General features: G+C 54.0%; 28 protein-coding genes. 17 read left to right on the top strand and 11 right to left on the bottom strand.

The genetic code is table 11. The features are described 5' to 3' along the window. The first annotated feature begins 247 nt into the window (after positions 1–247). Entirely contained in the window at positions 248–1,168 is a 921-nt protein-coding gene (locus ACR0LN_RS18795) for a haloalkane dehalogenase (protein WP_480431837.1), read from the top strand. A gap of 17 nt (positions 1,169–1,185) precedes the next feature. On the opposite strand, the gene ACR0LN_RS18790 is transcribed toward ACR0LN_RS18795, so the two are convergent. Then, a complete protein-coding gene (locus tag ACR0LN_RS18790; RefSeq protein ID WP_480431836.1) occupies positions 1,186–2,073 on the bottom strand; it encodes a LysR family transcriptional regulator in 888 nt (295 codons plus the stop codon). Between the two features lie 104 nt (positions 2,074–2,177). Between ACR0LN_RS18790 and ACR0LN_RS18785 the strand changes: the two genes are divergently transcribed. From ACR0LN_RS18785 to ACR0LN_RS18745, 9 genes are all read left to right on the top strand, one after another. Next, the gene (locus ACR0LN_RS18785; RefSeq protein ID WP_170797705.1) at positions 2,178–2,468 is read left to right on the top strand and encodes a putative quinol monooxygenase; all 291 of its coding nucleotides are present in this window, start codon (positions 2,178–2,180) and stop codon (positions 2,466–2,468) included. 26 nt (positions 2,469–2,494) lie between these two features. After that, complete coding sequence (locus ACR0LN_RS18780) at positions 2,495–3,508, top strand: zinc-binding alcohol dehydrogenase family protein (protein ID WP_480431834.1); 1,014 nt, start codon at positions 2,495–2,497, stop codon at positions 3,506–3,508. Further along, on the top strand, positions 3,509–3,889 hold the full coding sequence (locus ACR0LN_RS18775; RefSeq protein WP_480431833.1) for a VOC family protein: 381 nt from the start codon (positions 3,509–3,511) through the stop codon (positions 3,887–3,889). A 144-nt stretch (positions 3,890–4,033) separates the two neighbouring features. Beyond that, positions 4,034–4,417, top strand: a complete 384-nt coding sequence (locus ACR0LN_RS18770; RefSeq protein ID WP_480431832.1) for a nuclear transport factor 2 family protein — start codon at positions 4,034–4,036, stop codon at positions 4,415–4,417. Between the two features lie 136 nt (positions 4,418–4,553). Next, positions 4,554–5,057, top strand: a complete 504-nt coding sequence (locus tag ACR0LN_RS18765) for an aggregation factor core (protein WP_480431830.1) — start codon at positions 4,554–4,556, stop codon at positions 5,055–5,057. Between the two features lie 13 nt (positions 5,058–5,070). Continuing rightward, a complete protein-coding gene (locus ACR0LN_RS18760; RefSeq protein WP_480431829.1) occupies positions 5,071–5,523 on the top strand; it encodes a TspO/MBR family protein in 453 nt (150 codons plus the stop codon). 11 nt (positions 5,524–5,534) lie between these two features. Beyond that, a complete protein-coding gene (locus ACR0LN_RS18755) occupies positions 5,535–6,089 on the top strand; it encodes a CIA30 family protein (protein WP_480431827.1) in 555 nt (184 codons plus the stop codon). A 126-nt stretch (positions 6,090–6,215) separates the two neighbouring features. Then, on the top strand, positions 6,216–7,388 hold the full coding sequence (locus ACR0LN_RS18750; protein ID WP_480431826.1) for an adenylate/guanylate cyclase domain-containing protein: 1,173 nt from the start codon (positions 6,216–6,218) through the stop codon (positions 7,386–7,388). 48 nt (positions 7,389–7,436) lie between these two features. Beyond that, positions 7,437–8,204 (top strand): hypothetical protein, encoded by a 768-nt coding sequence (locus tag ACR0LN_RS18745; RefSeq protein WP_480431825.1) that lies wholly within the window; start codon positions 7,437–7,439, stop codon positions 8,202–8,204. 37 nt (positions 8,205–8,241) lie between these two features. On the opposite strand, the gene ACR0LN_RS18740 is transcribed toward ACR0LN_RS18745, so the two are convergent. The 5 genes from ACR0LN_RS18740 to ACR0LN_RS18720 all read right to left on the bottom strand — a co-directional run bounded on the left by ACR0LN_RS18740 (position 8,242) and on the right by ACR0LN_RS18720 (position 12,788). After that, entirely contained in the window at positions 8,242–8,691 is a 450-nt protein-coding gene (locus ACR0LN_RS18740) for a MarR family winged helix-turn-helix transcriptional regulator (protein WP_480431824.1), read from the bottom strand. Further along, positions 8,681–9,781, bottom strand: a complete 1,101-nt coding sequence (locus ACR0LN_RS18735; RefSeq protein ID WP_480431822.1) for an Acg family FMN-binding oxidoreductase — start codon at positions 9,779–9,781, stop codon at positions 8,681–8,683. Before ACR0LN_RS18735 ends, ACR0LN_RS18740 begins: the two co-directional genes overlap by 11 nt. 216 nt (positions 9,782–9,997) lie before the next feature. Then, positions 9,998–10,675 carry a GntR family transcriptional regulator gene (locus ACR0LN_RS18730; RefSeq protein ID WP_480431819.1) on the bottom strand — a complete coding sequence of 226 codons (678 nt, stop codon included), beginning with the start codon at positions 10,673–10,675 and terminating at the stop codon, positions 9,998–10,000. Then, positions 10,672–11,703: a Gfo/Idh/MocA family protein gene (locus tag ACR0LN_RS18725; RefSeq protein WP_480431818.1), complete on the bottom strand. Its 1,032-nt coding sequence runs from the start codon at positions 11,701–11,703 to the stop codon at positions 10,672–10,674. Before ACR0LN_RS18725 ends, ACR0LN_RS18730 begins: the two co-directional genes overlap by 4 nt. Further along, entirely contained in the window at positions 11,700–12,788 is a 1,089-nt protein-coding gene (locus ACR0LN_RS18720) for an isocitrate/isopropylmalate dehydrogenase family protein (RefSeq protein WP_480431817.1), read from the bottom strand. The genes ACR0LN_RS18725 and ACR0LN_RS18720 overlap by 4 nt, the downstream gene beginning before the upstream one ends. 135 nt (positions 12,789–12,923) lie before the next feature. On the opposite strand from ACR0LN_RS18720, the gene ACR0LN_RS18715 reads away from it, so the two are divergent. From ACR0LN_RS18715 to otnC, 7 genes are read left to right on the top strand one after another with little or no spacing between them, the layout of a single operon-like run. After that, positions 12,924–13,931, top strand: a complete 1,008-nt coding sequence (locus tag ACR0LN_RS18715; RefSeq protein WP_480431815.1) for a Bug family tripartite tricarboxylate transporter substrate binding protein — start codon at positions 12,924–12,926, stop codon at positions 13,929–13,931. Positions 13,932–13,988: 57 nt separating this feature from the next. Next, complete coding sequence (locus tag ACR0LN_RS18710; protein ID WP_480431814.1) at positions 13,989–14,738, top strand: hypothetical protein; 750 nt, start codon at positions 13,989–13,991, stop codon at positions 14,736–14,738. A gap of 4 nt (positions 14,739–14,742) precedes the next feature. Beyond that, complete coding sequence (locus tag ACR0LN_RS18705; RefSeq protein ID WP_480431812.1) at positions 14,743–16,254, top strand: tripartite tricarboxylate transporter permease; 1,512 nt, start codon at positions 14,743–14,745, stop codon at positions 16,252–16,254. Beyond that, on the top strand, positions 16,254–16,541 hold the full coding sequence (locus ACR0LN_RS18700; protein WP_480431811.1) for a putative quinol monooxygenase: 288 nt from the start codon (positions 16,254–16,256) through the stop codon (positions 16,539–16,541). Before ACR0LN_RS18705 ends, ACR0LN_RS18700 begins: the two co-directional genes overlap by 1 nt. Beyond that, positions 16,538–17,335, top strand: a complete 798-nt coding sequence (locus tag ACR0LN_RS18695) for an N-acyl homoserine lactonase family protein (protein WP_480431809.1) — start codon at positions 16,538–16,540, stop codon at positions 17,333–17,335. The genes ACR0LN_RS18700 and ACR0LN_RS18695 overlap by 4 nt, the downstream gene beginning before the upstream one ends. Continuing rightward, entirely contained in the window at positions 17,332–18,609 is a 1,278-nt protein-coding gene (gene otnK, locus ACR0LN_RS18690) for a 3-oxo-tetronate kinase (RefSeq protein WP_480431807.1), read from the top strand. The genes ACR0LN_RS18695 and otnK overlap by 4 nt, the downstream gene beginning before the upstream one ends. After that, a complete protein-coding gene (gene otnC / locus ACR0LN_RS18685; protein WP_480431806.1) occupies positions 18,606–19,247 on the top strand; it encodes a 3-oxo-tetronate 4-phosphate decarboxylase in 642 nt (213 codons plus the stop codon). Before otnK ends, otnC begins: the two co-directional genes overlap by 4 nt. A 106-nt stretch (positions 19,248–19,353) precedes the next feature. Here the strand turns inward: otnC and ACR0LN_RS18680 are convergent, their stop codons facing one another. The 5 genes from ACR0LN_RS18680 to ACR0LN_RS18660 form a co-directional block, all read right to left on the bottom strand. Next, positions 19,354–19,743 carry a GNAT family N-acetyltransferase gene (locus tag ACR0LN_RS18680; RefSeq protein ID WP_480431804.1) on the bottom strand — a complete coding sequence of 130 codons (390 nt, stop codon included), beginning with the start codon at positions 19,741–19,743 and terminating at the stop codon, positions 19,354–19,356. Between the two features lie 9 nt (positions 19,744–19,752). After that, complete coding sequence (locus ACR0LN_RS18675) at positions 19,753–20,010, bottom strand: YjhX family toxin (protein WP_480431803.1); 258 nt, start codon at positions 20,008–20,010, stop codon at positions 19,753–19,755. Between the two features lie 774 nt (positions 20,011–20,784). Beyond that, a complete protein-coding gene (locus ACR0LN_RS18670; RefSeq protein ID WP_480431801.1) occupies positions 20,785–22,104 on the bottom strand; it encodes an aspartate aminotransferase family protein in 1,320 nt (439 codons plus the stop codon). After that, a complete protein-coding gene (locus ACR0LN_RS18665) occupies positions 22,101–23,621 on the bottom strand; it encodes a trimethylamine methyltransferase family protein (protein WP_480431799.1) in 1,521 nt (506 codons plus the stop codon). The genes ACR0LN_RS18670 and ACR0LN_RS18665 overlap by 4 nt, the downstream gene beginning before the upstream one ends. Before the next feature lie 114 nt (positions 23,622–23,735). Further along, the gene (locus tag ACR0LN_RS18660) at positions 23,736–24,713 is read right to left on the bottom strand and encodes a LysR family transcriptional regulator (protein ID WP_480431797.1); all 978 of its coding nucleotides are present in this window, start codon (positions 24,711–24,713) and stop codon (positions 23,736–23,738) included. Positions 24,714–24,734: the final 21 nt, after the last annotated feature.

Below are 24,734 nucleotides of genomic sequence, written 5' to 3'. Positions count from 1 at the left end.
CTTGGCGATCCGCATTGATGAACTCTGCTTCAGCTCAGAAGAACTGGCAAGATGAGGTCTTTGAGACCAATCCTTTTGTTGGAGCAGAAAATCCGAGATCTATACAAATGGACCTTCGCTGCGAGCAAGAGAAGAAGGGCGGCGAACAAATGCAAACCTGACGTCGACATACGCTGGTACTGGACCGTCTTTGTTTTATCGATCACTGTTGCTTGGCCAATACCGTCGGCATATTGGAGAGTTCACAATGAAGTTCCTTAGAACACCTGACCATCGGTTTGACGGGTTGCCAGATTTCGCATTCGGCCCGAATTATCTTGATGTGGATGATACCGAAGGCGGTCGTCTCCGAATGCACTATTTGGACGAGGGACCGGAACAGGCACCGCCCGTATTGTTGATGCATGGAGAGCCAACCTGGTGCTTCCTGTATCGGCACATGATTCCGTTATTCAAAGATGCGGGCCATCGAGTTCTGGCTCCTGATTTGATTGGGTTTGGACGGTCGGACAAGCCAACCGAGCGGTTCGATTATACCTACCAACGCCATGTAGACTGGATGTCCGAGTGGTTGCGGAAAGTTGACCTAACGGGCATCACATTGGTTTGCCAGGACTGGGGCGGTCTAATAGGCTTGCGGCTGGTCGCGAGTATGCCCGAGCGTTTCTCTCGTGTTGTTGTGGCGAACACGGCCTTGCCCACCGGTGACGTGCCCTTGGGTGAAGCATTTCTTTCATGGCGGGAATATTCACAATCCGTGCCTGAATTTAATTCGGGCCGTATTGTATTCGGCGGTACAACATCGAAGATTTCCGATGAAGAGGTCGCAGCCTATAACGCACCGTTTCCGGATGCGCGCTATCTGACAGGCGCTCGAGAGTTTCCAATGTTGGTGCCTGACACAGCTGATAATCCAGCTTCTGAAGCCAACCGAGCCGCATGGGAAACCCTCAAGACCCTAAACACCCCGTTTCTGACTGTTTTTGGAGAAGATGACAGGGTCATGGCAGGGGTAGACAAACTGTTCCAAAAGTCGATCCCTGGGGCAGTTGGTCAAAACCATACCGTTGTGCCTAAAGCGGGGCATTTCATTCAAGAAGATGCTGGCACAGAGCTGGCACAGGCGACTTTGAAATTTATTGAGCAAACACAGCTGCTGCCAGATTAGTGACTTCCCCTGCGGCCTTAACTCACACCAAATTTGCGACGCAAATGCTCAGCTAAGGCCGTTATGCGACGTGGTTGGGCTCGGCTCGGCGGAAACATCATCTGCAAAGGTTTCGGCGGTGGAAGGAAATCGCGCAAGACAGAAACAAGTCTGCCAGATCTAACGTCGCCGCCCACATCCAGCTCGGACTTCAATACGACCCCATGGCCTGCAATCGCCCAATCGCGGATGAGGGAACCATCATTGACTATTCGATTTCCTTTTACCGATACGCGCTGGGCATTTGGTCCTGATCCAAACTCCCAAACGTTATCGATCACGTCGCCAAACCTCATGACCAAGCAGTTGTGGTTTAATAGATCTTCTGGTTTTTCGGGCGTTCCGAATAAGGCTAGGTAACTTGGGGACGCACATACGAAACGTTGGTAGCTTCCTAGATTTCGTAATCTGAGCGAGCTGTCTGTGATGTTGCCGAAGCGAACGGCGAGGTCGAAACCCTGGCCTACAAGGTCGACATAACCGTCTGAGAGGGACAGCTCGATTGAGACGGCAGGGTTCTCTTCGGTGAATTCGGCAATAACCTTGGAGACAATGCTCCGTCCCAAGTCAATCGGCGCGCTTATGCGAATTGGACCAGACAGAGTTTCGGCGCCGTGCCGAACAAGTGTATCCAGCTCCGCAATCTCACTGAGGACGTTTCTTGCCCCATTGGCTAGTACTCGTCCTTCTTCGGTCAGCCTAATGGAACGGGTGGTACGGTTGAACAAAACCACACCGTAATGTGCCTCTAGAGCCGCGAGCCGCTCGGACACTGTCGTGCTCGACATCCCTGTCTCGCGCGCTGCGGCCACAAGACTGCCTTTCTCGGCTATGGTCAGAAACAAACGAAGATTGTCCAAAAGCATTAAACGGAATTTCCGGATTATATGTTCGATCTTGCCCTGTTTATCCCGAAAGGGCTGCGGCGTAAATCTTGCGCATCGCTCAAGAACACAAGGGATTTATTCCAATGGCCAAGCTGACAATCGTCGCCAACATCAAAGCCAACCCCGACAAGATCGACCTCGTAAAGGCCGAGCTGATCAAGCTCATCGACATTACGCGTTCCGAAGAGGGTTGCATTAACTACGACCTGCATCAGGACAACGACAACCCGGCTCATTTTGTGTTCTACGAAAATTGGGAAAGCCGAGAGCTTTGGCAAACCCACATGGGTGCACAGCACCTTGCGGCCTACCTGGAAGCAACCGAAGGCGCCGTAGCTGAGTTCACGTTGAATGAAATGACTGTCATCGGTTGATACAGAGCCAAACAAAGGAGCACGTTATGAAAGCCGTGGGATACCGTGAGACGGGGTCGATTGATCGGGCGGACGCCTTAATCGACTTCGAGGCCGACAAACCGACGCCAAACGGACATGACTTGTTGGTGAAGGTGCAGGCCGTGTCAGTGAACCCAGTCGATACGAAAATTCGGCAGAAACGCGCTCCTGCGGGTCCAGCACCTGATATTCTGGGGTGGGATGCAGTAGGGATCGTCGAAGCAGTTGGCGCAACGGTTGAGACTTTCCGTCCGGGAGATGCAGTTTGGTATGCCGGGGCAATAAACCGACCGGGAACCAATGCCGAGTTTCATCTGGTGGATGAACGTATTGTCGGATCAGCGCCAAAATCCATACCGGCGAAGGCAGCTGCGGCGATGCCGCTAACGACACTTACTGCCTTTGAGATGCTGTTCGACCGCTTGCGAGTTCATGATGCCGTTTCCGGCGGGGCCAATACGTTGCTGGTTATTGGTGGCGCAGGCGGTGTCGGGTCAATCACCATTCAATTGGCGCGGGCTCTCACTGACTTGACGGTGATTGCCACTGCGTCCCGGCCCGAGACACAAGACTGGGTTCGAGAGCTTGGCGCACACCATGTCATCAACCATGCGGAACCTTTTGGCTTACAACTCGAGGCTCTCGGTATCGACAGCGTGGATTTCATTTATTCCACGAACCATTCCCAGCTTTATGCTTCCCAAGCTGGAGAGGTGATGACACCTCAAGGTCGCTTTGGGTTGATTGATGATCCTGAGACCTTCGACATCGCGCCGTTCAAACCCAAATCGATCTCATTGCATTGGGAGTTCATGTACACTCGGTCGCTTTTCGGGACTGGGGATATGAACCGTCAAAGCGAAATCCTGAATCAGGTCGGCGGCTTGATAGACGATGGAAAGATCCGATCCACAGCAACCGATACACTTGGTAGGATCAATGCCACCAACTTAGCGAAAGCGCATGCTATCCTCGAAAGCGGGAAGGCCAAAGGAAAGCTCGTGCTTGAGGGTTTTTAGATGAGAATTGAGCGGCTGGATCATGTGAATATCGTGACGACTAGGTTGCCTGAGATGGTTACTTGGTATGAAGGGGTCTTGGGTTTAAAACTCGGGGCCCGCCCCGATTTTCTGTTTCCCGGAGCTTGGTTGTATGCGGGTGATCACGCCGTGGTTCATCTTGTGGGTCACGAAGGAACGCCTAATGTCGGCTCTGAAGTGAAGCTCAAGCTCGAGCATTTTGCGCTATCAGCCACAGGGTTGAGAGCATTCGAAGAAAAACTGATCTCGTGTCAGATCCAGTATCGCAAAACTGAAGTCCCAGGGGCTCGAATGGTCCAAATCCATGTGGCCGATCCTGATGGAAATCATATTCACGTAGACTTCGAAGAAACTGAGTAAGTGGCCAACCCTCGAAATAGTCGGAACGCAAAACTAAGCTCGTAAATTCTTGCCAATTAGTGATCGAAATCGTTACGGGGTTGCTTCCAAGAATTATGCGGACCAACATTTTTGGGCGGTACAAACGTCGCTTTGGAGATCAGCATGCCGGACCTCGGAACAAACAAGAAAAACGTCATCGCTTTCTACGAAATGATGTTCAACGAGTGTCGACCTGCCGAGGCTATAGCGACTTTTGTTGGTGATACCTATACGCAGCACAACCCGCATGTTGGCGACGGCAAGCAAGCCTTTGTCGAGTATTTCGAGCGCATGGCCGCCGAATACCCGGGAAAGCGTGTGGATATCAAACGTGCGTTTGCTGAAGGCGATCACGTTGTTCTGCATTGCCATCAAATCTGGCCCGATGGTCTCGAGTACGCAGGGATCGATATTTTTCGCCTGGATGCCGAAGGTAAGGTTGTTGAACACTGGGACGTTCTTCAGGAGGTTCCGGCAAACAGCGAGAATGACAATGGCATGTTTTGACTTAACCGTTCTGACAGCGGTGCACGGAACTTCGAAAGGTCCTGTCGGCTAAACCAAGATAGTCAAAGGGCATAAGTCTGATCCAAGAAATCCGCCGAAGCGTAACTATCAAGAACCCATTAGGAAGGAGATAAATATGCTCCCGAAGAGTATTCTTGCGGCGACCCTTGGATTATTTGCAGCCACTTCGCTTCAGGCTGGTGTACAAATTCGCTTTATAGAAGGCGCACCCAAAGACCGTTTTGTTCTGACAAATGTCGGAGCTTGCGAAGTAGAAGCCTCGACCGTCAAAATTGACTTGTCGCAATCTGCCGGACGTTTGATTTTCGACGTCACCGAAAAGGGTGCGGGTGTGGAGGTCTTCCAACCGCTTGAATTCGTTGAGGGTGCTGATGCTCTGCGGCAAATTCCAGCTGTCGTAGACGGGCAAGAAACAATTGAACTTGAGATCGCCTCCCTCGCAGCCGGGGACACACTCGCCTTCACCATCGATGTAGATGACACTATCGGGCAACGCGAAATCACCGTAACCGGGTCAGAGATCGAAGGCGCCACCGTGTCATATACCGATGCGAACGAGACCAGTACTGCGACCTTCTCTTCCGAAGCACTTGTTAAAGTGACAACCAAGGACTGCTGAAAGCTATCCTGCAATGTCGAACTGGTTGATCCGCATAGCATTCCTTGCGCTTGTGGTGGGCGGCGGCATCCTGATCGGGGCACTGACTGCACCTGGCGAATGGTACGCGCAGCTTTCTAAACCGGCTTTCAATCCACCAAATTGGATTTTTGGACCGGTTTGGACGGCGCTATATGTTTTGATCGCTATGGTTGGTTGGCGTCAGTTTGAAACAGACCGAAGCTCGACCGCCATGAAGCTGTGGTGGGCGCAGATGGGTTTGAACTTTTTGTGGTCCCCAACCTTTTTCGTACTGCAACTGCCATGGTTTGCCTTTGTCGTCATTGTCGCGTTGTTGGCTGTCATCGTCATGTTCATAGCTCAGGTCAGGACTTCAGATCGGGTTTCCGCACTGGCCTTCCTGCCGTATTTTGCATGGGTCGCATTTGCCACGGCACTGAACCTTTCCATTGCGATACTGAATTGAGAAGGATCGATATGCGTGCCAACTTCACTGGGCTTGTTTCAGGTTTTGTTATCATCGGATGCATGATGGCGCAGGCTGATGTAAAACTGACTGAAGACTTCTCCAAGTCTCCGGAAACGCGTTGGGACTACGTTGCCGATACCGTCATGGGAGGAGTTTCTTCAGGGCAGGTGCAGTTTCGTTCGGAAGGTAATGTTGCATTCGCGCGGCTGACCGGAACCGTGAGTACAGTAAACAACGGTGGCTTCATCCAGTTCCGACGAAAGTTGCCTGATCGGCCAGGTACGGGTGTATCAGGCGTCAGGCTATTGGTCCGGGGCAACGGCGAACAATACTTCGTCCACCTCAGAACACGGGGTACGGTGCTTCCGTGGCAATACTATCAGGCCGCATTTGCAACTTCTAACGAATGGACCGAAGTTTATTTGCCTCTGTCAGGCTTCAAAGTTTCAGGTGCCATGTTGCGCGCTACTCCGGTTGCGGACGCAATCACCTCAGTTGGAGTTGTAGCGTACGGGCGAGAACACGAGGCCCGCGTAGATGTCAGCGAAGTTGGTTTCTATTGAAGTTCGGCCAAGCGAGGGGCTGCAATCTTCTGTTGAACCAATCAGATCAGGCGGATCAATAAATGCAAGCGACAATGCAATTCCAATAGTCTTTGCTCATCCTTTGCAAGCGACTAACTTGGGTACATGGAAGAAGTCACTCGACTAACCGAATGGATGATTACAGAAGGTCGTCGCTCCGGCGATCCCGTAAAGGTGGTGTCACAGTTTTGTTCCTCCTTGGTCGAAGCCGGAGTTCCGCTGTGGCGAGTAAACATTGGCCAGCGCTTTGCCAATCCACTGCTTATTGCTTGGGGCGTGGTTTGGACGCCCAACGGCACCGACAGCTACGATGTCACACATGAGACGACGTTGACGGATGGTTATGTTGGGAGCTCATTCGAGTATATTCTGGCGAATAGAAAGCCGCTTCACAAAAGTCTCCAGCAACTGGACTCAGAAACAGAGCATTCATCCTATTTGGAATTTGCAGAGCAAGGCGGCACCGACTACTACGCTACTTTGCTTTATTACGGTGATGGATCGCTGCATGGTTGTACGTTCGTTACACAGGCGCCGGATGGATTCTCGCCGGAACATCTAAGGCTGATTGAAGCGGTCTTACCTGCCCTTTCTTCCGCTCTGGAACCTGTGACGATGCGAAAATCGTCTAAAGGTCTACTTCGAACTTATTTAGGAGATGGGCCTTCCGAGGCAGTCTGGAGCGGCAACATCAAGCGCGGTGAGCGAACAACTCTGGATGCCGTGGTTATGTTCTCTGATCTGCGAGGCTTTACGGCACTTTCCGAAACCTCTTCGGAAGAAGAAGTCTTCGACACGCTCAGCGACTATTTTGATCTGGTAGTCAAAGCCGTAGAAGACAACGGTGGAGACGTCCTCAAGTTCATGGGTGATGGCATCCTGTCGATCTTCACTATTGAAGCTCAAAAAAACCATGCCGACCGTTGCAGAATGGCGGCTCTTGCAGCGCAGAGTGTGCTGAGTGGTTTGAAAGCTCTCAACACTAGACGAGACGAGTTCCAAAAACCGCCCTTGGACATTGGAATTGGGATCAACGTTGGGCAGGTCAGCTACGGTAACATCGGCAGCCCCGGCAGGCTTGATTTTACGGTTTTGGGTGGTGCGGTGAACGTCGCAAGCCGAATTGAAAACTTAACAAAATCAATTGGTCAGAGGGTGTTGGCGACGTCAGCCGTTGCAAGTGCTGCGCCGAACATGTTCGTTAGCTGTGGGGATCACGAAATACGTGGCCTTGCTCAACCCATTGAACTGTTCTTTCTCACTGAAGGGGCGCAATAATCAGGTATAGTTTTTTTAAAACAACATACCTTTCCGGGAGCATCCTCAGTGTTTGCAAGAACCATAGCCTTATTGATCTGCGCTGGGGCTTCTCCGGCCACGGCATTGGAGCTTCGCGAAACTGGGCGCTACGAGCTCAACCAACCCGCAAGCCTTGACTACGATCCAACGTTTTGTGGCTTGTGGATTGCCAACGAGGGGCCCGAAGCAATTCTCGTTACATTGCAAGGGGATGAGTTGCGCCGAATATCCAGCGATCTCTTTCGGATCAAAGCAATTGCTGTTGAAGGGGATCACTTGTTACTGGGTGATGGTCTCGGCCGTCTTCAACGTGTCTCTAAAGAAGGAGTCACTTTAGGAGCACCCTTTGAACTTGAAGGTGGTTTTGCGGATACCGAAGGCATCGCGATCAATGCCCAGGGGCAGATCGTGACCGTAGAAGATGACCCGGAACGGTTGTCTTGGTTCACTTCAGAGGGTGCATTGACGGCGAGGTTGGATACCATGAAGCTCTCTCCCCCGTTAAGCGAGGCACAAGGCATTGCGATTGACCCACGCACCGGTCACATGTTGATTGTTGATGACTGGGAAGGGTCAAACAGCCTGTATGAGTTCACGGCAGATGGCCAACTGCTCGCCCAGCAAAGTTTGTTGGAGTTCGGCACTGACCCGGAGGGCATCGCCATAAGGCCAGGATCTAACCAACTGTTCGTGGCATTCGATGGCGGCGCGAAGATTGTGACATTTGACTACACGCCCACCTTGCCAGAAGGATCACCGCCACTGCCGCCGGGCGCGGATTGCATGATGTTCTGAGAGCTTTTCTGTTTGCTTGGGTCGACGCAGGTTTCCGCTAGTCGCGCTCGCTGTCCAAAGTTTCGCGTATGAGCGTCAGATTAGGCAGCGATTCATGGAACGGTTCAGGCCCGAGTTCGGACAAAACCGGACCAAGAGCTGTCGACATCCGATCCATACAAGTTTTCAGGAACTCTGCGCCATGCGGTGTCGACCGGGCAATTTTCGAACGCTTGTCCTTGGGGTTGGTCTCAAGGGTAATCAGGGTAAGATTTTCAAGGCTCGCGAGCATGTGCGTCATCGACGTCTTGGGCACTTGAAATGCGTTCGATAGCTGTAGTGGCGTTTCTCCCTCGGGGCGCCGGACCAGATGGCCTAAAATTCCAAATTGAGTTGCCGTCATTCGACCAGGTAAGAACGTTTCCAGCTTGGTCGAGATCAGTTGATTTATGATCCCGACCTCGGTGAAGAACCGGTAAACTTCGTTGGTCTCATCTTCAGGCTTCATTCAGAATTCGTGTCTCCAGCGGCCAGCGGGGTGTGGCAATTGGCTTGGGTCCATACCCCAAACGCAGCAACATTTGCACCGTGTGGCCCGGTGACGCAAGAAGCTCATGGGCGAGAGCGTATTCATCGGCCATTTCAGGATACTCCTGAAGGGCCTGACTGACCGGATGAACGCCCAGGCCCATTTCGGTTGTCTTCAGGTAAAAACGCATCAATTGACGCCCGGCATCGAGTTGATCGCTTCGCGTGTTTGTAGCCGTCGTGAGGACTGCGTATTGCGGCGTCGCGTCTAGCATGGCGAAGTAGCCTCGCATGTGTGACTGAGTGCCTGGGTGGTCAACGTTCATCAGGGTCTCGTTGTCCAATAGGCCAGTAAGTCGCAGCGTTTCCAGAAACGGATCGCGTAACTCAATCCCGTCCGGGTTGGCGTTGATTTCTGCTTTCCCGATCCGCATGAGGTCCACGGATTCTTTCAAGGTCTGCGGTGTTCGCATTTCGATTTCGAAAGCGCGTTTCGTAAGGTCTTGAATACGGGCCACCAAATCTTCGTCGGTTATCAGAGTGGCGTAGTCTTCAAGGACCGACAATTCCGCCTCGGACAGCCGCTGTTCAGTATACGGTTCTTTGTTTGAATGTCGGTTGAGGATTTGATCTGAAAGTGGATCGGTTGCCCCTCCAGGTACAAACACTGCTTCTGCAATAGGCCCTTCATCCCCATCTGGCAGCAATTTGACCTCGGTATCAAACCCGAGAGCACCTGCTGCCAGTACCATCGTCTCAACAAATGCACCAAGGCCAATATAGAGCTGGCGGTGGAAAGGATCGGTTTCCGGAAGCTCGCGATCAGGATCACGGTGGATGCGCACCCTGTCTTGCCCAACGAACTCGACCAGCCAAGGTTGCAAGTTGTGTGGATTGGGGGCGAGAATCGCGTAGGACAAGGCGGCTTTGCGTGGGTCGTCATAAGATTTCGGCGTCCACGGAGCCAACGCGTCATGCGGCGTGCGTGTGACGAGGAACCCAACCGCGCCGGTTGCCGCCAGTATCGTGCCTCCGCCTAGAATCTTGAGAAAACGTCTTCGGTTTGGCATCTTCACTCTCCAATAGTACGATATCGAACTAAAATAATACGAAATCGAACTATTTCAACCTCAATCGATGCAGTGATTGTTTGAGCGACCATTAAAAAAGAATATTAGAGCCGCCGGACGCAACCGCCGATTACCGCGGTGGACAAGTACTCGGAGCGCCTTTGGTGCCGAAAAGAAGCAGTTATTTTAGTTGATAAACGACTGGATGCGAGAAGATCAGAGGCTGTTGAGTCGGTGCTTCTCTAATATCCCGCAGAGCATAGCCTGCGCTTGCAGCCTGTGTTCCCGATGGCGTTCGCGCGCCACATCCGGTCGACCTTCGCTAATCGCCTGGAAAACAACACGGTGATCCTCGTTGGATTTGACTGGTAAAGGCCTGATAAACAGCGTCGTAGCGCGTGCGCGACGAACCTGATCGCTCATCATCGCCACAATCGCTTCGACCCGTTTGTTGCCACCCAACCGAACGAGTTCCTGATGAAATAATTCATCGGCCTCAGCCCAGGCTTCCAAGTCTTCGGTTTCGATGGCTTGATCCATTTTTGCGATTGATCCGGCAAGTACCGCCAGTTCATCTTCTGAATAACCCGCTTCGGCCGCGCGCTGTGCTGCGAGGCTCTCGAGTTCCGTCAATATGTCGTAGATTTCACGCATATCATCTGATGAAACAGGCAGTATTCGCACGCCCTTTCGGGGCCGCATTTCAAGCAAGCCCTTACTTTCCAACATCAGCGCAGCTTCCCGTATCGGGGTGCGGGACATTCCAAGGGTTTCCGCGAGTTCCGATTCCAGATGGTCAGTTCCGGCTGCAAGTTCGCCGGACAAGATCATCTGTCGCAAATCCCTAACGGCGCGTTGGGTGTTGGAAAGAGTTTTTGCGTCTTGACCCTTCACGGCGTCTCCAGGTTGATCTTTCGTCCCTCCGCAGCCGAGAGATAGATGCTCTCTTCGATGCGGATCACGTCCAAATAGTTTCGAGCCGTGTTTTCCAGCGGCGTACCATTTACAAGGCCTGAAATGACGTGACTTTGCAAGGCGTGGACGCAGTCTCCTCCAAAACCATCATGATCGCTTGGAGGTAGAATCTGCTGTCGCTCCTGTTTTCCAAAACCGCGGAGTTCTACTGAGCCGTCGCCGTAAAGAACCAGTGATCCTTCCGTTCCTTCGATGAGAGCTTCGCCCATGGTTTGGCGCAGGTTTTCGGCACTGTGGTCAAGGCATCTGTTGCCATCGAACAGAGCTTTCAAACCGTTGGGGTGGTCAAACAGGATGTAACCTGCATCCTCGCCCGAGATAACGGGGTTAACTTGGCGCAAGTCCGCATAAACTGCGTTGGGCGCACCAAACAAAAATCGGAATGTGTCTACCCAGTGAACCGCTGTTTCATGCACCAGAAAACGCGGCATGTCCTGAAAGTACGGCTGCCGGTCAAGGTAGGCGCGCGGTCCCTGTCCGTCGCCAGGCCGAAGCCGGAAAGTCGCTTGTAGAGGTGTTCCAATTCGACCCTCGGTCATCGCTACCTTGATTGCACGATACCAGGGTTGAAAGCGAAAATTCTCATGCACGACAATGGTTGCGCCTACTGCTTCAGCCTCGGAGACGATCTTCTTAGCTTCATCCAATGACATGCAGAAAGGTTTTTGGCAGATCAGCCACTCTACTCCAGAGCGCAGTGCCGTTCGGATGGCATCGGCCTGCGCCACTGGTGGTAGGATGATGTCCACGAGATCAGGTTCTTCGATCTCCAACATTTTCGACAGATCGTCGTAAGCCGTCAGTCCTGTTTCCTTCGCCTTGTTGATATCACGGTTGCAGGATGCAATCGGAACCGCTCTGGGCATTCGGGACCAACTTTCGTAGTGGAACCTACTGAAATATCCCGCGCCCACACACGCGACCCTGATGGCTTGTTGAGTATTCATGCCCGCAATGCTTCCAATACCGATGAGGCTGCGTCCTGCGTTCCGGCGGTGCCACCTAGGTCACGCGTCAGGTTTTGTCCCTTCGCAACCACTTCTTCCACGGCTTCACGCAATCGTTCGCCGTCGTTGGACAGGTCTGGGTGATCATGGGTCAAGCCCAACCATTCAAGCATCATTGCTGCGGACAGGATCATCGCAAAAGGATTGGCTAAACCCTGTCCCGCAATGTCCGGAGCCGAACCATGGCAGGGTTGGAACACAGCGTGTTTCAATCCGATATCCGCAGACGGAGCCAGTCCGAGACCACCCATGAGACCCGCGCCAAGGTCGGAGAGTATGTCTCCGAACATGTTTTCGGTCACCAAGACATCAAACTCCCAAGGTTTTTGGACCATCCACAGTGCGGTGGCATCAACATAAGCATGGTCTGCCTGCAAATCGGGATGGTGGGCGGCTTCTGCATCAAACATCGATCTGAAGAATGCAAAGGCGCGGAATACATTGGCTTTGTCGACACATGTAACCCGTCCCCGACCACGCCTAGAATCCTTTCGGTTCTGGGCGAGTTCAAACGCGAAACGGAACAGTTTTTCGGACACTTCACGAGTGATCAGCAGGGTCTCACGCGCATCGTGTTCGGTAACTTCACCAGCGCCTTGGGTGAAGAACAGCCCTTCTGTACTTTCGCGTATCAACACAAAGTCGATCTCTTTTCCGGGAGGCAGCGCCAAGGGGGTCATTTGTCCACTGCTTACCTTTACTGGCCGCACCCCAGCGAAAAGTCCCAGCTGCTTTCGCAGATCAATCTGCGGTGAAATCTCAGTTCCGTCCGGGTAGCGAACATCCGGCAAACCCATTGCAGACAGCAGAATTGCGTCGGCGTTGCGAGCCGTTTCAAGTGATCCCGCTGGAAACGATTCTCCAGTTTCTGCGTAGTGGGAGGCGCCTGCCGGCGCGTCTGAAAACGCCAACTCGTAGCTGGGGTTTTCGCCTGAGAGCTGGCGCAGGATTTCAAGCGTAGGGGCCATAATTTCAGGGCCGATCCCGTCGCCGTGGAAAACTGCCACATCATAATTCTTTTTCATCTTAGCCCGCTTCCTTCCCGTTTCGCATTCATAGCCCGATAGCAGCTTTCACTACAGTCCGTTGACAATGCATTCTGTAATGTATACGCAAATAAATGCAATAATAAACGCGAAGTTGTTTGGGAGGACTTGGAAATGAAACTAAAGCTAGGGCGGTTGGCGGCCGCAGCCGTGATGGCGACCGGGATTGCAGGCGCAACTGCTGCGCAGGATTATCCCTATCGCGATATCACTACAGCTGTGGTCTGGGGGGCCGGAGGTGGCACGGATACGATCAACCGAATGATCATGGCCGAGATGGAAAAACACCTTCCCGTCTCGATCAATGTGATCAATCAAACAGGTGGTGTCGCAGGCTCCAACGGGATGGTCTATGTCATGAACCAACCAGACGATGGTTATACATTGGTTGGTCTGTCAGAGTCGAACGTCACCGCTGCTGTGCAAGGTGGTTGGGATAAGAAATTTGATTTTTGGTATCCGTTCATTGTTGGCGGATCACCTGACCTGATCTCGGTGCCGGCGGAGAGTCCTTACAATACCCTGGAAGAGCTGGTTGACGCTGCGAAAGCTGCTCCTGGCACTATTCCAGCGGCAGCTTCCGGCGCAGGTTCGATCCACCACTTGAACCTTCTGGCAATCGAAAAAGGGTCCGGTGCAGAATTCAAGTTTGTTCCATACAAAGGCTCAGCGCCAGGGCAGGAAGCAGCGATAGCGGGTGAAGTTGCGTTGGTTGTGACTTCTCTAGCTGAACAGGCCCCGTTGATCGAAGGCGGTCAACTTAAACCGCTTGCGATGTTGACGCCCGAAGATGCGCAGATTGCAGGAGTTACGGTGCCATCTGCCTTTGGCATCTATGACGGTCTCGACCAATATTTGCCGCTCAAACAGGCCATCGGTTTTGCAGTTCACAGTTCAGCCGGGGACGACGTAAAGGCCGCGCTTGGTGATGCCTTCGAGCAAGCGATTTCCTCCGACACCGTCGCTGAATGGGCCTCTGCAAACAATTATGATGTCGGTGGTCAACACGGCGAAGAAGCTCAAGAGCTGTTTGCGAACCTCGAAGCTACCTTTGCCTATACCTTGCAAGATCTGGGCGCAGCGACCGTCGACCCGGCGTCGCTGGGTATCGAGAAGCCATAATCCGATCACTTTTGAAAGGGCGCGCCTGATCGCGCCCTTTCCGACAAGAGGCAGGCAATGGACAAACCTGACGTTACACTGATCATGCGGGCGCGCGATTTTTGGGCATCGATTGGTCTGATAGCAATTTCCACCTTTTTCCTTTGGAAGACGTCGGACATCCCGCTTTGGGGTGAAAACCGCGCAGGTGTAAGTGGATCTGATTGGTACAACTCGGCTGCAATTGTACCGCTGTCCATCTTCGGTGGATTGCTTGGCTTGTCCTTCGTCTTGCTGGCTATTTCGATCCGTTCAGGTGGAGCCCAAAACGCGCTCAGTGCTTTGGGGATCGGATGGGATAAGTCGGAAGCCTATCGAGCATCAACAATCGGCCTGATGCTTCTTGCATATGTCGTCGGTCTGGTCCCCAGAGTGGACTTCATTTTGTGTTCTGGGTTGCTGATTACAGCTTTGACTTACGGCTACTACGGTGGTCATGCGCGGCGTGCTTTGGTGGCCTGTGTCGCAGTTGTCGTCGCCGGTTTGTTTGCGTTCGCCGTGTTTCCTGCTCAGGCGGATTGGAATGCACACGGTGATGATTGGTTTACACTGGCCTTGTGGGTCGCGTTAACACTAGTGGTGTTGACCAAAGCGGCTTCCGAACGCGTTTTGCGGTTCGTTCCATTGGTGGCAATACTTGCCCCGCTCATCCTCGTTTGTGCGATGGCCTTTGTTTTTCGGCAGAACGTGCCCGCGCGCGGCGGGCTAATCTTCAAGCAAATCGAATACCACTACTACGTGACGCTTCGTCCGCTATGGAAAGATTGACCGGATGGACTTTATTCTTTCGCAACTGGCTGGATTTGGGGCTGCATTCGTGGGCCTGGCAGTGGACCCGCTGACCTATCTGTATTTGATTGCATCCGTATTCCTGGGCATCACGTTCGGCGCATTGCCGGGCCTTACGGCAACCCTAGCAGTGACGATCCTGACGGGATTTTTCGGCAACAAAATCCCGCTGGACTATTCTCTCATCGCATTGCTCGGCGCCTATGTCGGCGCGATTTACGGCGGCTCTTACCCGTCTATTCTGCTGAACATACCCGGTACAGCAGCGAGCGCGGCGACGGCCATGGATGGCTACCCACTGGCCAAAGCGGGTCGAGGGGGTGAAGCACTTGGGCTGACCACAACGGCGAGTTTCATTGGCACAGTTATCGGAACCATCACGCTTTTGATTTTTGTCTGGGCGCTGCTTTTGGTTTCAAAGAACATCGCAAGCCCGGAGAAAGCCTTGCTGGCCCTGTTCGGCATTCTGCTTTCTGGCACTTTGATGAGCGAAGACCTGGTGATTAAGGGATGGATCGCCGGTCTGATCGGGCTTGCGATGTCCATGGTGGGGCTTGACCCTCTGTTGTCTGAACCTCGTTATACCTTCGGTTGGCCTTATCTGATGAGCGGGTTTCAAGTCGTGCCAGTTTTGATGGGGGCCTTTGCCATTCCCCAAATTATCGACGGTTTGAGGCACGTTGAGGCCGGGAAAGTTCTGGCCCTGAAAGGCCGTATTCTTCCGAACCTTAGCTCTATTCGGCGCTACCTGCCCACCATTGGCCGGTCAGGGGTGATTGGGACCGGGGTAGGAGCGCTTCCCGGCGTGGGCGAAGATGTCGCCGGTTGGGTCAGCTACGGTGTCGGCAAGACCGTATCTGCTGACGGCGACAAGTTTGGAAAAGGGTCATTGGAAGGTCTGCTGTGTTCGGAGACTGCAAACAACGCCTGTATTGGTGGCGCTCTGATCCCGCTTTTGGTTTTGGGCATTCCCGGTTCACCACCCGCTGCGGCTTTGATGGGGGCCTTCAAGATCAACAACGTGATCCCGGGCCCCACGATAGACCCCGAGATCATTCTACGCGTGGTTGCAATCCTGGTTCTGGCGTCACTGACGATGTTCCTTATGGGGCTGTTCACTGCTCGGGTATTTATCAAAATACTCGCCATCCCGCAGACCATCTTCTTGCCCGTCGTTATGGTTCTGACAACGATTGGGTCTTTCAGCGTCGGCGGCGGCATCAATGATCTTTACCTGATGCTTGGCGTCGGCGCCGTTGCCTATTTCATGAACTTGATGAAGTACCCAATCGCCCCGTTGGTTATCGGTGTTATTCTGGGAAGTCTGTTTGACGAAACCTTCCGCCGGTCACTGTTCTTGTCGGATGGGGATCTTTCGGTCTTCTTTTCACGACCCGGTGCGGCCATTCTGCTGATGCTCAATATTGGTCTGATCCTCAGCCAACTGCCCGTAGCAAAACGCGCTTTCTCACGTCTGAAAGGACTTTCAGTCTGATGTTTGTAGTTACTGTCACCTTCACTCTCAAGCCCGGTATGAGAGACACCTTTCTACCGCTGATGGTCGAAAACGCTTCAACCTCTTTACGTGAAGAAATCGGATGCCAGCAGTTTGACGTATGCCTCGGCGACGATCCCGAGACAGTTTTTCTCTATGAGGTTTATGATGACAGCGCGGCGTTCTCTGCCCATCTAGAAAGCGTGCATTTTCAGTCCTTCGATACGGCAGTGGCTGATATGATCGCCACCAAAGTAGTTCACCATTATTCCGAGGTCATCCGATGAACGATTGGGAGATCCATGCCGTGAAATACGCGGATCGCAACGCCCGGACGCGAGCTGACAGTTTCATCATCGATGACAATCACAACGCGCCTCATGCGATGGACTATTTCGTTTGGGTGCTCAAACGCGGCAACAAAGTCATTTTGGTCGATACTGGTTACGATACCGAAGAGGCTGCCGCCCGTGGTCGTCCCATCGCGTTGGACCCTCGCGAGGCTTTGCGACCCTTAGGCATCGCGCCGCAAGCGGTGACTGAGGTCATCGTGACCCATCTTCACTATGACCATGCAGGGGGGCTGCATATGTTCCCTAACGCGAAGTTGCACATGCAGTCGGCGGAAATGGCCTTCGCCACTGGTCCCTGCATGTGCCATGACCACCTACGTGCGCCTTTCACGGCTGGCCATGTCTGCGAGGTCGTAAAGCGTCTCTATTCGGGCAAGGTCGTGTTCTACGACGGAGATGCCGAGATTGCAGATGGGGTAACGGTGCACTGCATCGGAGGGCATTCGCGCGGGTTGCAATGCGTGCGCGTCAGAACGGCTGCCGGGTGGATGGTACTCGCCTCTGATGCCTCGCATTACTATGAGAATTTCATGGCGCGCAAAGCCTTTCCTATCGTCGTCGACCTGCAAGACATGATGGATGGTTTCAAGACCCTGGAGAGGTTGGCCTCGCATCCTCGACTTATCGTGCCCGGCCATGATCCACTTGTGCGTGAGATTTTTCCCGTCGGTGCGGCACCGCATATCCATAGGTTGGATCCAGGACCGAAGAGGGACATTGAATTATGAAAATCGGTGTCATAGCGGACGATTTTACCGGTGCGAGTGATATTGCGAACACCTTGGCCAAGGGCGTTGAGCCGGAAGGTGGATTACGTACGGCTCAGTTCCCGGGTATTCCCACGACCCCAGCCAACGAAGAGATCGAGGCGGGTGTGATCTCGCTCAAAAGCCGCACTGCTCCGGTCGCGGAAGCCATTGCAGACAGTTTGAGTGCTTTGCGGTGGCTCGCGGATCAAGGATGCCAGCAGTTCATCTTCAAGTATTGCTCGACCTTTGATTCCACGAGGGAGGGAAACATCGGCCCCGTTGCGGAAGCGTTGGCCAATGAACTGAGTGCGCAAAAGGTGGTTTTCTGTCCGGCCTTTCCCACCACGGGGCGTACGGTTTACCAGGGCCATCTTTTTGTGCTCGGTAAGCCGCTACACGAGTCTGGGATGGAAAATCACCCTCTTTCTCCGATGACGGATGCGAACATCAGGCGGTGGTTGCAGCATCAGACCGAAGAAGAAGTTGGGTTGGTGCCAGTTGACACCGTGAAGCAAGGGTCAGAGGCGATTGCTAATGCGTTGCAGATCGCAGACGAACGCTTTGTGATCGGTGATGCGATTTCGGACGAGGATTTGCTGGCTTGGGGTGAGGCTCTAAAGGATGCCAAGCTCGTTACTGGCGGGTCGGGGATAGCATTGGGTCTACCCAGAAACTTCGTCAGAAGAGCTTCGTCCAAAAGAGGTGGCAGTGTGTTCACAGGTATCGCTGGGCCCGCCGCCATCCTTGCAGGATCATGTTCAGGTGCGACACGCGGGCAGATCGATGTTCATGCGAAATCCCATCCAACCTTCGCCATTGATGTTCCGGGCGTGATGTCCGGGGATGTGACCGCGCAAACGCTTCTGGATTTTTTTGAAGCGCATCTGGGTCGGGCTCCGCTCGCATATTCATCGGGAAGTCCGGATAATGTGAGTGCGATCCAAGGTCAATTTGGTCAGGAAGCTGTGGCGGAAAAGCTGGACAATCTCTTTGCAGATACGGCACGAGAACTTGCCGAAACGGGGTACAAGCGCCTTGTGGTGGCAGGAGGGGAGACGTCGGGAGCTGTTGCCAAAGCCGTCTCTGAGGCACTGGGGTCACCGGCCATGTCAATTGGGCCAGAGATCGACCCGGGCGTGCCAGTCCTGAGCGTTGGGAAATCTGAACCCATTGCGCTGGCCCTAAAATCTGGAAACTTTGGCGCTCCGGACTTTTTTGCGAAAGCCCTCAGAATGATGGAGGTCGGCAAATGAGATCTGAAGAATTGGCTTTACGGCAGCAGATGTCGGAACTGTGTGCTTCGCTGTTTGCGCGTGGCTTTTCCGTCGGCACAGCGGGCAATGTCTCCGCACGTCTTGATGACGGAATCCTCATGACGCCAACCAATTCCACCTTAGGTGATATCGACCCAGAGCGCATTGCCAAGATTGATTTGGATAGGAACCACGTCTCCGGGGATAAGCCGACAAAAGAGGTTTTCTTGCATCAAGCCTTCTATGAGACGCGGCCAGAAACGGGCGCCGTGGTTCATCTGCATTCGACCTGGGCCACTGCTCTGTCCTGTTTGGAAGACACCGATCCAGATGACTGTATTCCACCGCTGACACCATACGTGGTGATGCGCGTCGGTACGGTCAAACTGGTTCCCTACGTTAAGCCGGGCGACCCAAGATCCGGTGATTTGATCCGCGAATTGGGCGGCAAATATGGTGCGGTTCTATTGGCCAATCACGGTCCTGTCGTCTCGGGAAAGGATCTCTTCTCAGCGGCCTGTGCCGCGGAAGAGTTGGAAGAGACGGCCAAGCTGCTAGTGGCTTTGCGCGGCCTGCCAACCCGCCTGCTGGATGCAGAACAAGTCGCGGAACTCAAAGAGACTTTCGGAAGGGTGTAATCGGTCACCCTGGGGGAGCGTGCAAACTTTTGGGAAAATCGTACAAAATTATGCGCTAACTTCGCGCAAAGTTATGGGCGAGCACACTTGAATTTCATGAATGAAATCAATGATTGGAACGCAGTGTTATGCGCAGACCTACAATGGTTCTAGGGTAAAATGTCGGGACCCCCAGCACGAACACCGCATCCGCCCCGACGGAACTGAGATGTTCAATGCTCGCCTCCATGATCTCTTTCCCTACGCCGTGGCCCTGATACGCTGGCAGCACCCCGCAAGGTGCCAGCAGGTAACATTTCGCATCAGGGTGGTCCAGAAAGTTAAACGGAGTGAAAAGCACGTTGCCTACGATCTTCCCGTCGCGTTTGGCGCTGATAGATATCGTGTCCGCGAGGCCGAGGAAGACTTCGGCAAGCCGAGCGATGTCCTCTCCTTCTTCATTTCCAAAGGCCAGCCGGTGGACTTCAATAATGGCGTCGGTGTCTGCTTGGGTCATGGTTCGTTCCTATCTTTGGTTCATTTGGGCGCGCACGGATTTGATCCCCAACGCGGAGGCGCGATAGGGGTTGCCGTTTTTCGAGTGGATAAAGCGCTTTTTCAGCAAGCGCTGGAAAACGCTAAGGGTGCAGTCGGACAGCACATAACCGTCACGCGTAAAACAAGTGACGTCATGGACTTTTCCGTTTTCCAAGCGCTCAAAGTGGATAGCCCCACCAAGGGCGAGTTCGTGCAAAACACGTTGCTCGTGCTTTGAGATATTCATTGGGATGTCTCGATTTTACGAAAGCACAACAAAAAGGACACTCAGCATCGCGCGTGAGTGTGCCCATCAGTGTTGGTGTTCCTGAATTTGGTTCGCCAGGAACGGGCGTTAGGCCCGGGTCTCTTTCATAAAATCTCCGTTGTGTGAGGCGCTCCGCCTCATACGTTTGGCGCAGATAGTCCTTCAAGTAAGAAGGGTCAATATCTCTTAAGTTCCAGATGTCTCGTTTTGAGTTCTGGCGTGCATCCTTTGTCGTGCGCGTCAGCACCCAATCGATACCTCGTAAGAGTTCGTCGGTTGTTAACGGGTTGTTTTCTCCGTTCGACGCGGAGAGGAAAGATTTCGGCGAGAAGATAGGTGAACTCATCCCTCGTAGTTGCCCGTAAACTGAATCCCTCTGGTAGGGGTTGAGTTTTGCTTTTCTAGGTGCGCCTATGATTGAGGTATTACGCCTGTAGTTGGCTGATTTGTAAGACAATTACCAACGATTGAACGATTTCTTTAAGCCGCGCAAAGTTATGGGCAAATCGTGCAAAACTATGCGCAATTAGAGCGCAAGACTATGGGCGAGGACTCCGTAGTTTTCTGAATGTAATCAGTGTCTGGGGCGCAGCGTTATGCGCGCGCCTACAATGCTTGTTGGGTTGCTCCAAGATCAGCACCATTGCGCAAAAATACATCGCGGACGAAAAAACCGTGCGGCTTTCTCCACATGCACATGTGCCGATCACGCGGCTGGCCCTTCGCGGATTGACAAGTGTTGCTCCTACCACATCAGTTATTGGCCATGGCAAATGCGCGATCGAGGCCTTCGGCCACATGTTCCACATCGTCTATCGACAGGCACATAGGTGGCACCATGCGCAGGCAGGATTGATATGCGCCCGATTTCGAAAGAATGATTCCGCTTTCTCGCGTAGCCTCGAAAACAGCGGCTGTGGTTTGCGGGTCGGGCTCTTTGGTCTTACGGTCCTTGACCATCTCAATCGCCAGCATCAGCCCACGTCCACGTACATCGCCGATGACCGGGTATTTGTCCTTCAATGCATGGAGATGCTTTAGCAGCGCGGCGCCGACGTCGCGTGCATTTTCACGCACTTTGTCCTCCTTGATTATCTGCAGAACGGCCCGCCCTGCCGCGCAGGAGGTTGGATTGGCGCCATAGGTGTGGAACATGAATTTCTCGGCCATTGGTGCAGCGATTTCCTTGCGCGCAACCACTGCGCCCAGCGGAAAGCCGTTGCCTATCCCCTTGGCCATCACCACGATGTCGGGAATGACGCCATCAGCCTCGAACCCCCACATGTGATCGCCGGTACGACCGAACCCGGCCTGAACTTCGTCCGCGATCAATAACCCGCCCTTGGCCCGGACACGTTCTGCAGCGCCGGTCATATAACCCTTGGGCATTTCGACGATTCCGCCATAGCCCTGAACGCTTTCGATAAAGATGCCAGCGACCTGTCCGGTCGTTGCCGAGTGGATCGTACGGTCGATCTCATCCAAATAAGGCTCGGCTCCGGCATTCTCACCGAAGATGCCACGATACTGATGCGGGTCAGGGACGAAAGCAACGTTGCCCGGCATTCCCGGATGGCGCCAGCCGCTGATGCCTGTTATCGACTGAGCAGCCGCCGTAGGGCCGTGATAGGCCGACCTCAGCGCCAGAAGATCAAGGTTGCCGGTATAGCTGCGGGCCATGGTCATGGCGAGATCGACAGCCTCGGAGCCCGAATTGGTGAAATGCACCACCCATTCTATGTCGCCGTTCGGGTTCGGCATGGTAGCGGCCAGTTCTTCGGCAAAATGCGCTGGTACCGGATGGTAGAACATGGTGGTGCAGTGGGTCAGTTCCTGTGCCTGCTCCATCGCGGCGGCGACGACCTTGGGGTGGCTGTGACCAACTGAAATGCAGACGTTCATACCCAGAAGGTCAGTATATTTGCGTCCCTCGACATCCCAGAGGTATTGCATCGAGCCTTTCTTGAAGACCATCGGCTCTTTGAACGGAACGAATTTGCGCTGGCTGGCAGCATAGAAGTTGTCCCGCCGGTGTGCGGTGTCGTTCAGGGTCCAGTCGGTTTGCATGTTCATGGCTGTTCTCCTTCGATTTCCCAGCTGCGACGGGTGACGAATTCATCAAGGGCTTCACGGGTTCCGACATCCATGGCCGGGGCTTCGTAGTCTTCGATCAATTGCTTCACGCGGGCACTGGCGCGTGTGTGCTGCCATTCTGCGCCTTCGGCGGCCCACTGTTCGTAGGTGCCGTTGTCGGACATGTCGCCCATCCAGAAGGCGGTTTCGAAATTGTCCTGTGTGTGCTGCGCGCCAAGGAAATGACCGCCGGGTTCCACTTCGGAAAACGCCTCCATCGCTTGCGCGCTTTCTGAAAAATCGACACCCTGCACAAAGCGTTGCATCGCGGCGCAGCGGTCGGCATCCATGACGATCTTTTCATAGCCTGTGGTGAGCAACCCTTCGAGGCAACCCGTCGCGTGGATGATGAAATTCACTCCCGCCAACGCGGCCCCCATAAGTTGCGCCTGGCTCTCATACCCGGCCTGTGCGTCCGGCACTTTGGATGCCGTAAGCCCACCGACCGAGTGGAACGGCAGGCCCAGGCGATCCGCCAGTGTTTTAGCGCACATCTGGAACTGGGTTCCTTCAGGCGTGCCGAAGGTTGGTGCACCGGTCTTGAGGCTGATGGGCGAGAAAAACGTACCAAACGCGGCGGGTGCACCGGGGCGAATGATCTGGATCAGCGCGACCGAAGCCATCACTTCGGCCAGAACTTGCGCCAGTGTAGCCGCGACCGAGACCGGGGACATCGCTCCGCCCAGCACAAACGGGGAGACCACGGTGCATTGCCCTGCCTGAGCGTATTCCTTTAGCGCCCAGAGCATGGTTTCATCCATCACCAAGGGCGCATTCGTATTGACTACGGAATAGAGCACACAGTTTTCATCGACGAAATCCGCACCCATGGCGATCTTGCACATCTCTATCGTATCTCTAGCACGCTCGGGCGCCGTCACTGCCCCCATGAAAGGCTTGTCATTCATTGTCAGGTGAGTGTGGGCCATGTGCAGATGGCGCAGCGGTACCGAGACATCGACCGGCTCTGCCACCACCCCGCCGGAATGGTTCACTGCCCCCAGCTGATGGTGCAGTTTGGTGATGTTCCGAAAATCCTCAAGCGTGGCATAGCGCCGACCGTTTTCCATGTCATGCACGAAAGGCGGGCCGAAACTGGGGGCATAGACCTGCGCGTCCCCGCCAATCTGGATCGACCGTGCAGGGTTGCGCGCGTGTTGCGTGAACATGCTCGGTGCGGTCTTGATCTTTTCCCGGCACCAGCCGGGGTCAAATCGCACACGCTCGCCATCGACCCGCGCACCATGCGCCCTGAACAGGTCAAGCGTGGCGGGATCACCTCGAAAGTCCATGCCGATTTCGTCCAGAATGCGGTCTGCATTTCGCTCGATGATGGCGATGGCCTCTTCATTAATTAGACTGACCAATCCAATCCGGCGCGTCACGTAGGGGGCGGACACAGCCCCTTTGGCGGCCCGTGCCTGCACGCGCGACTTGCGGCCTGAACGACGTGACATACGGCACCCCTCGACAATCTGTCCCAAATCGTGGCGCGGATAGACCGCGCCGATGCCGTGACTATGCAACGAAAACGCGCAGGGAACAGGGGGAGGCGTGCTTGATCGGAAATCCTAATGATTGGGATTAGCATCGGCGTGGTACGTGATCTGATCCGCGATTTCGGGAAAACGGCGGGTGAAGTGCTCATGCAGGATATCAGCGCATTGCTGAGCAAGGCGTGCCGGGATATCGCCCAGATCCCCTTTGCGCGACACAACCTGGATACCGCGTTTGAACCCGGAAAATGGAAGTGGCGCAATGCGCAGCGGCATACCTTCAGCAACCCCATCGATCAAAAGCGAAGGCGTCAGAATTGCAAAGCACTTGCCGGTTACCACCCCGGCCACAACCATCGACGACCGGTCCGCCTCAATCGCACGAGGCAGATGCAGGCGGCAGCGTTGCAGGTGCTGATCCGTGCGTCGCCCCACCGGGGTCAGCGCTCCGAAACGCACCAGAGACAAGCGCTCTGAGATTGCGTGAATGTCATCCTCGGGCCCGTGGTAATCCTGTGGCAATACCAGAAAAAAGGGTTCTTCCAGAACAGGATAGGTGTCATAGTCGTCACTCATCATGAACAATTCCGAGGTGACAGCCACATCGATCTTGCGTGCGTTCAGCGCGCTTTGGTGATCGCTGGCAAGACCTGCCGAAAGTATCAGTTCCGGAACCCGCAATTCATGCTCAACAAATTCAAAAAGGCCCGGCGTTAATGTCGTCGCTGTCGATGCCAGCAGCCCGACTCGCAGTATAGGAAGTGCGGTTGCATTCAGGTGACGAAGGTCGGACTTCAGATCGTCGATCTCATTGAGAATGCGATACCCGTGCCGTTGCACGGCCTCTCCCGCATGGGTCAGACCCAACGGGCGGCGCGAACGGTCCAGCAGCGTTACACCAAAGGCGGTTTCCAGGTTTTTCAGATGTTGCGAAGCTGCCGATTGAGTGATTCCAAGGGCTTTTGCCGCCGCTGTCACATGACGCATATCCGCCACGGCCATGAAGACTTCGATTGCCCGGAACAAATTGATTTCCGCTTCGTTGCGCGCCATTCGCTCCTCGACTCTCCGTAA

The sequence above is a fragment of the Ruegeria sp. AA6 genome, from assembly GCF_056542865.1.
This window is presented reverse-complemented; position numbering and strand designations above follow the sequence as displayed.

Excerpts from the sequence above, each read along its gene's own strand:
- ACR0LN_RS18670 (WP_480431801.1), bottom strand. The coding sequence starts at position 22,104 with ATGAACATGCAAACCGACTGGACCCTGAACGACACCGCACACCGGCGG.
- ACR0LN_RS18760 (WP_480431829.1), top strand. The coding sequence starts at position 5,071 with ATGTCGAACTGGTTGATCCGCATAGCATTCCTTGCGCTTGTGGTGGGC.
- ACR0LN_RS18715 (WP_480431815.1), top strand. The coding sequence starts at position 12,924 with ATGAAACTAAAGCTAGGGCGGTTGGCGGCCGCAGCCGTGATGGCGACC.
- ACR0LN_RS18780 (WP_480431834.1), top strand. The coding sequence starts at position 2,495 with ATGAAAGCCGTGGGATACCGTGAGACGGGGTCGATTGATCGGGCGGAC.
- ACR0LN_RS18710 (WP_480431814.1), top strand. The coding sequence starts at position 13,989 with ATGGACAAACCTGACGTTACACTGATCATGCGGGCGCGCGATTTTTGG.
- ACR0LN_RS18775 (WP_480431833.1), top strand. The coding sequence starts at position 3,509 with ATGAGAATTGAGCGGCTGGATCATGTGAATATCGTGACGACTAGGTTG.
- otnK (WP_480431807.1), top strand. The coding sequence starts at position 17,332 with ATGAAAATCGGTGTCATAGCGGACGATTTTACCGGTGCGAGTGATATT.
- ACR0LN_RS18785 (WP_170797705.1), top strand. The coding sequence starts at position 2,178 with ATGGCCAAGCTGACAATCGTCGCCAACATCAAAGCCAACCCCGACAAG.
- ACR0LN_RS18725 (WP_480431818.1), bottom strand. The coding sequence starts at position 11,703 with ATGAATACTCAACAAGCCATCAGGGTCGCGTGTGTGGGCGCGGGATAT.
- ACR0LN_RS18735 (WP_480431822.1), bottom strand. The coding sequence starts at position 9,781 with ATGCCAAACCGAAGACGTTTTCTCAAGATTCTAGGCGGAGGCACGATA.
- ACR0LN_RS18705 (WP_480431812.1), top strand. The coding sequence starts at position 14,743 with ATGGACTTTATTCTTTCGCAACTGGCTGGATTTGGGGCTGCATTCGTG.
- ACR0LN_RS18740 (WP_480431824.1), bottom strand. The coding sequence starts at position 8,691 with ATGAAGCCTGAAGATGAGACCAACGAAGTTTACCGGTTCTTCACCGAG.
- ACR0LN_RS18770 (WP_480431832.1), top strand. The coding sequence starts at position 4,034 with ATGCCGGACCTCGGAACAAACAAGAAAAACGTCATCGCTTTCTACGAA.
- ACR0LN_RS18750 (WP_480431826.1), top strand. The coding sequence starts at position 6,216 with ATGGAAGAAGTCACTCGACTAACCGAATGGATGATTACAGAAGGTCGT.
- ACR0LN_RS18660 (WP_480431797.1), bottom strand. The coding sequence starts at position 24,713 with ATGGCGCGCAACGAAGCGGAAATCAATTTGTTCCGGGCAATCGAAGTC.
- ACR0LN_RS18680 (WP_480431804.1), bottom strand. The coding sequence starts at position 19,743 with ATGACCCAAGCAGACACCGACGCCATTATTGAAGTCCACCGGCTGGCC.
- ACR0LN_RS18765 (WP_480431830.1), top strand. The coding sequence starts at position 4,554 with ATGCTCCCGAAGAGTATTCTTGCGGCGACCCTTGGATTATTTGCAGCC.
- ACR0LN_RS18700 (WP_480431811.1), top strand. The coding sequence starts at position 16,254 with ATGTTTGTAGTTACTGTCACCTTCACTCTCAAGCCCGGTATGAGAGAC.
- ACR0LN_RS18675 (WP_480431803.1), bottom strand. The coding sequence starts at position 20,010 with ATGAATATCTCAAAGCACGAGCAACGTGTTTTGCACGAACTCGCCCTT.
- ACR0LN_RS18795 (WP_480431837.1), top strand. The coding sequence starts at position 248 with ATGAAGTTCCTTAGAACACCTGACCATCGGTTTGACGGGTTGCCAGAT.
- ACR0LN_RS18720 (WP_480431817.1), bottom strand. The coding sequence starts at position 12,788 with ATGAAAAAGAATTATGATGTGGCAGTTTTCCACGGCGACGGGATCGGC.
- ACR0LN_RS18755 (WP_480431827.1), top strand. The coding sequence starts at position 5,535 with ATGCGTGCCAACTTCACTGGGCTTGTTTCAGGTTTTGTTATCATCGGA.
- otnC (WP_480431806.1), top strand. The coding sequence starts at position 18,606 with ATGAGATCTGAAGAATTGGCTTTACGGCAGCAGATGTCGGAACTGTGT.
- ACR0LN_RS18695 (WP_480431809.1), top strand. The coding sequence starts at position 16,538 with ATGAACGATTGGGAGATCCATGCCGTGAAATACGCGGATCGCAACGCC.
- ACR0LN_RS18665 (WP_480431799.1), bottom strand. The coding sequence starts at position 23,621 with ATGTCACGTCGTTCAGGCCGCAAGTCGCGCGTGCAGGCACGGGCCGCC.
- ACR0LN_RS18790 (WP_480431836.1), bottom strand. The coding sequence starts at position 2,073 with ATGCTTTTGGACAATCTTCGTTTGTTTCTGACCATAGCCGAGAAAGGC.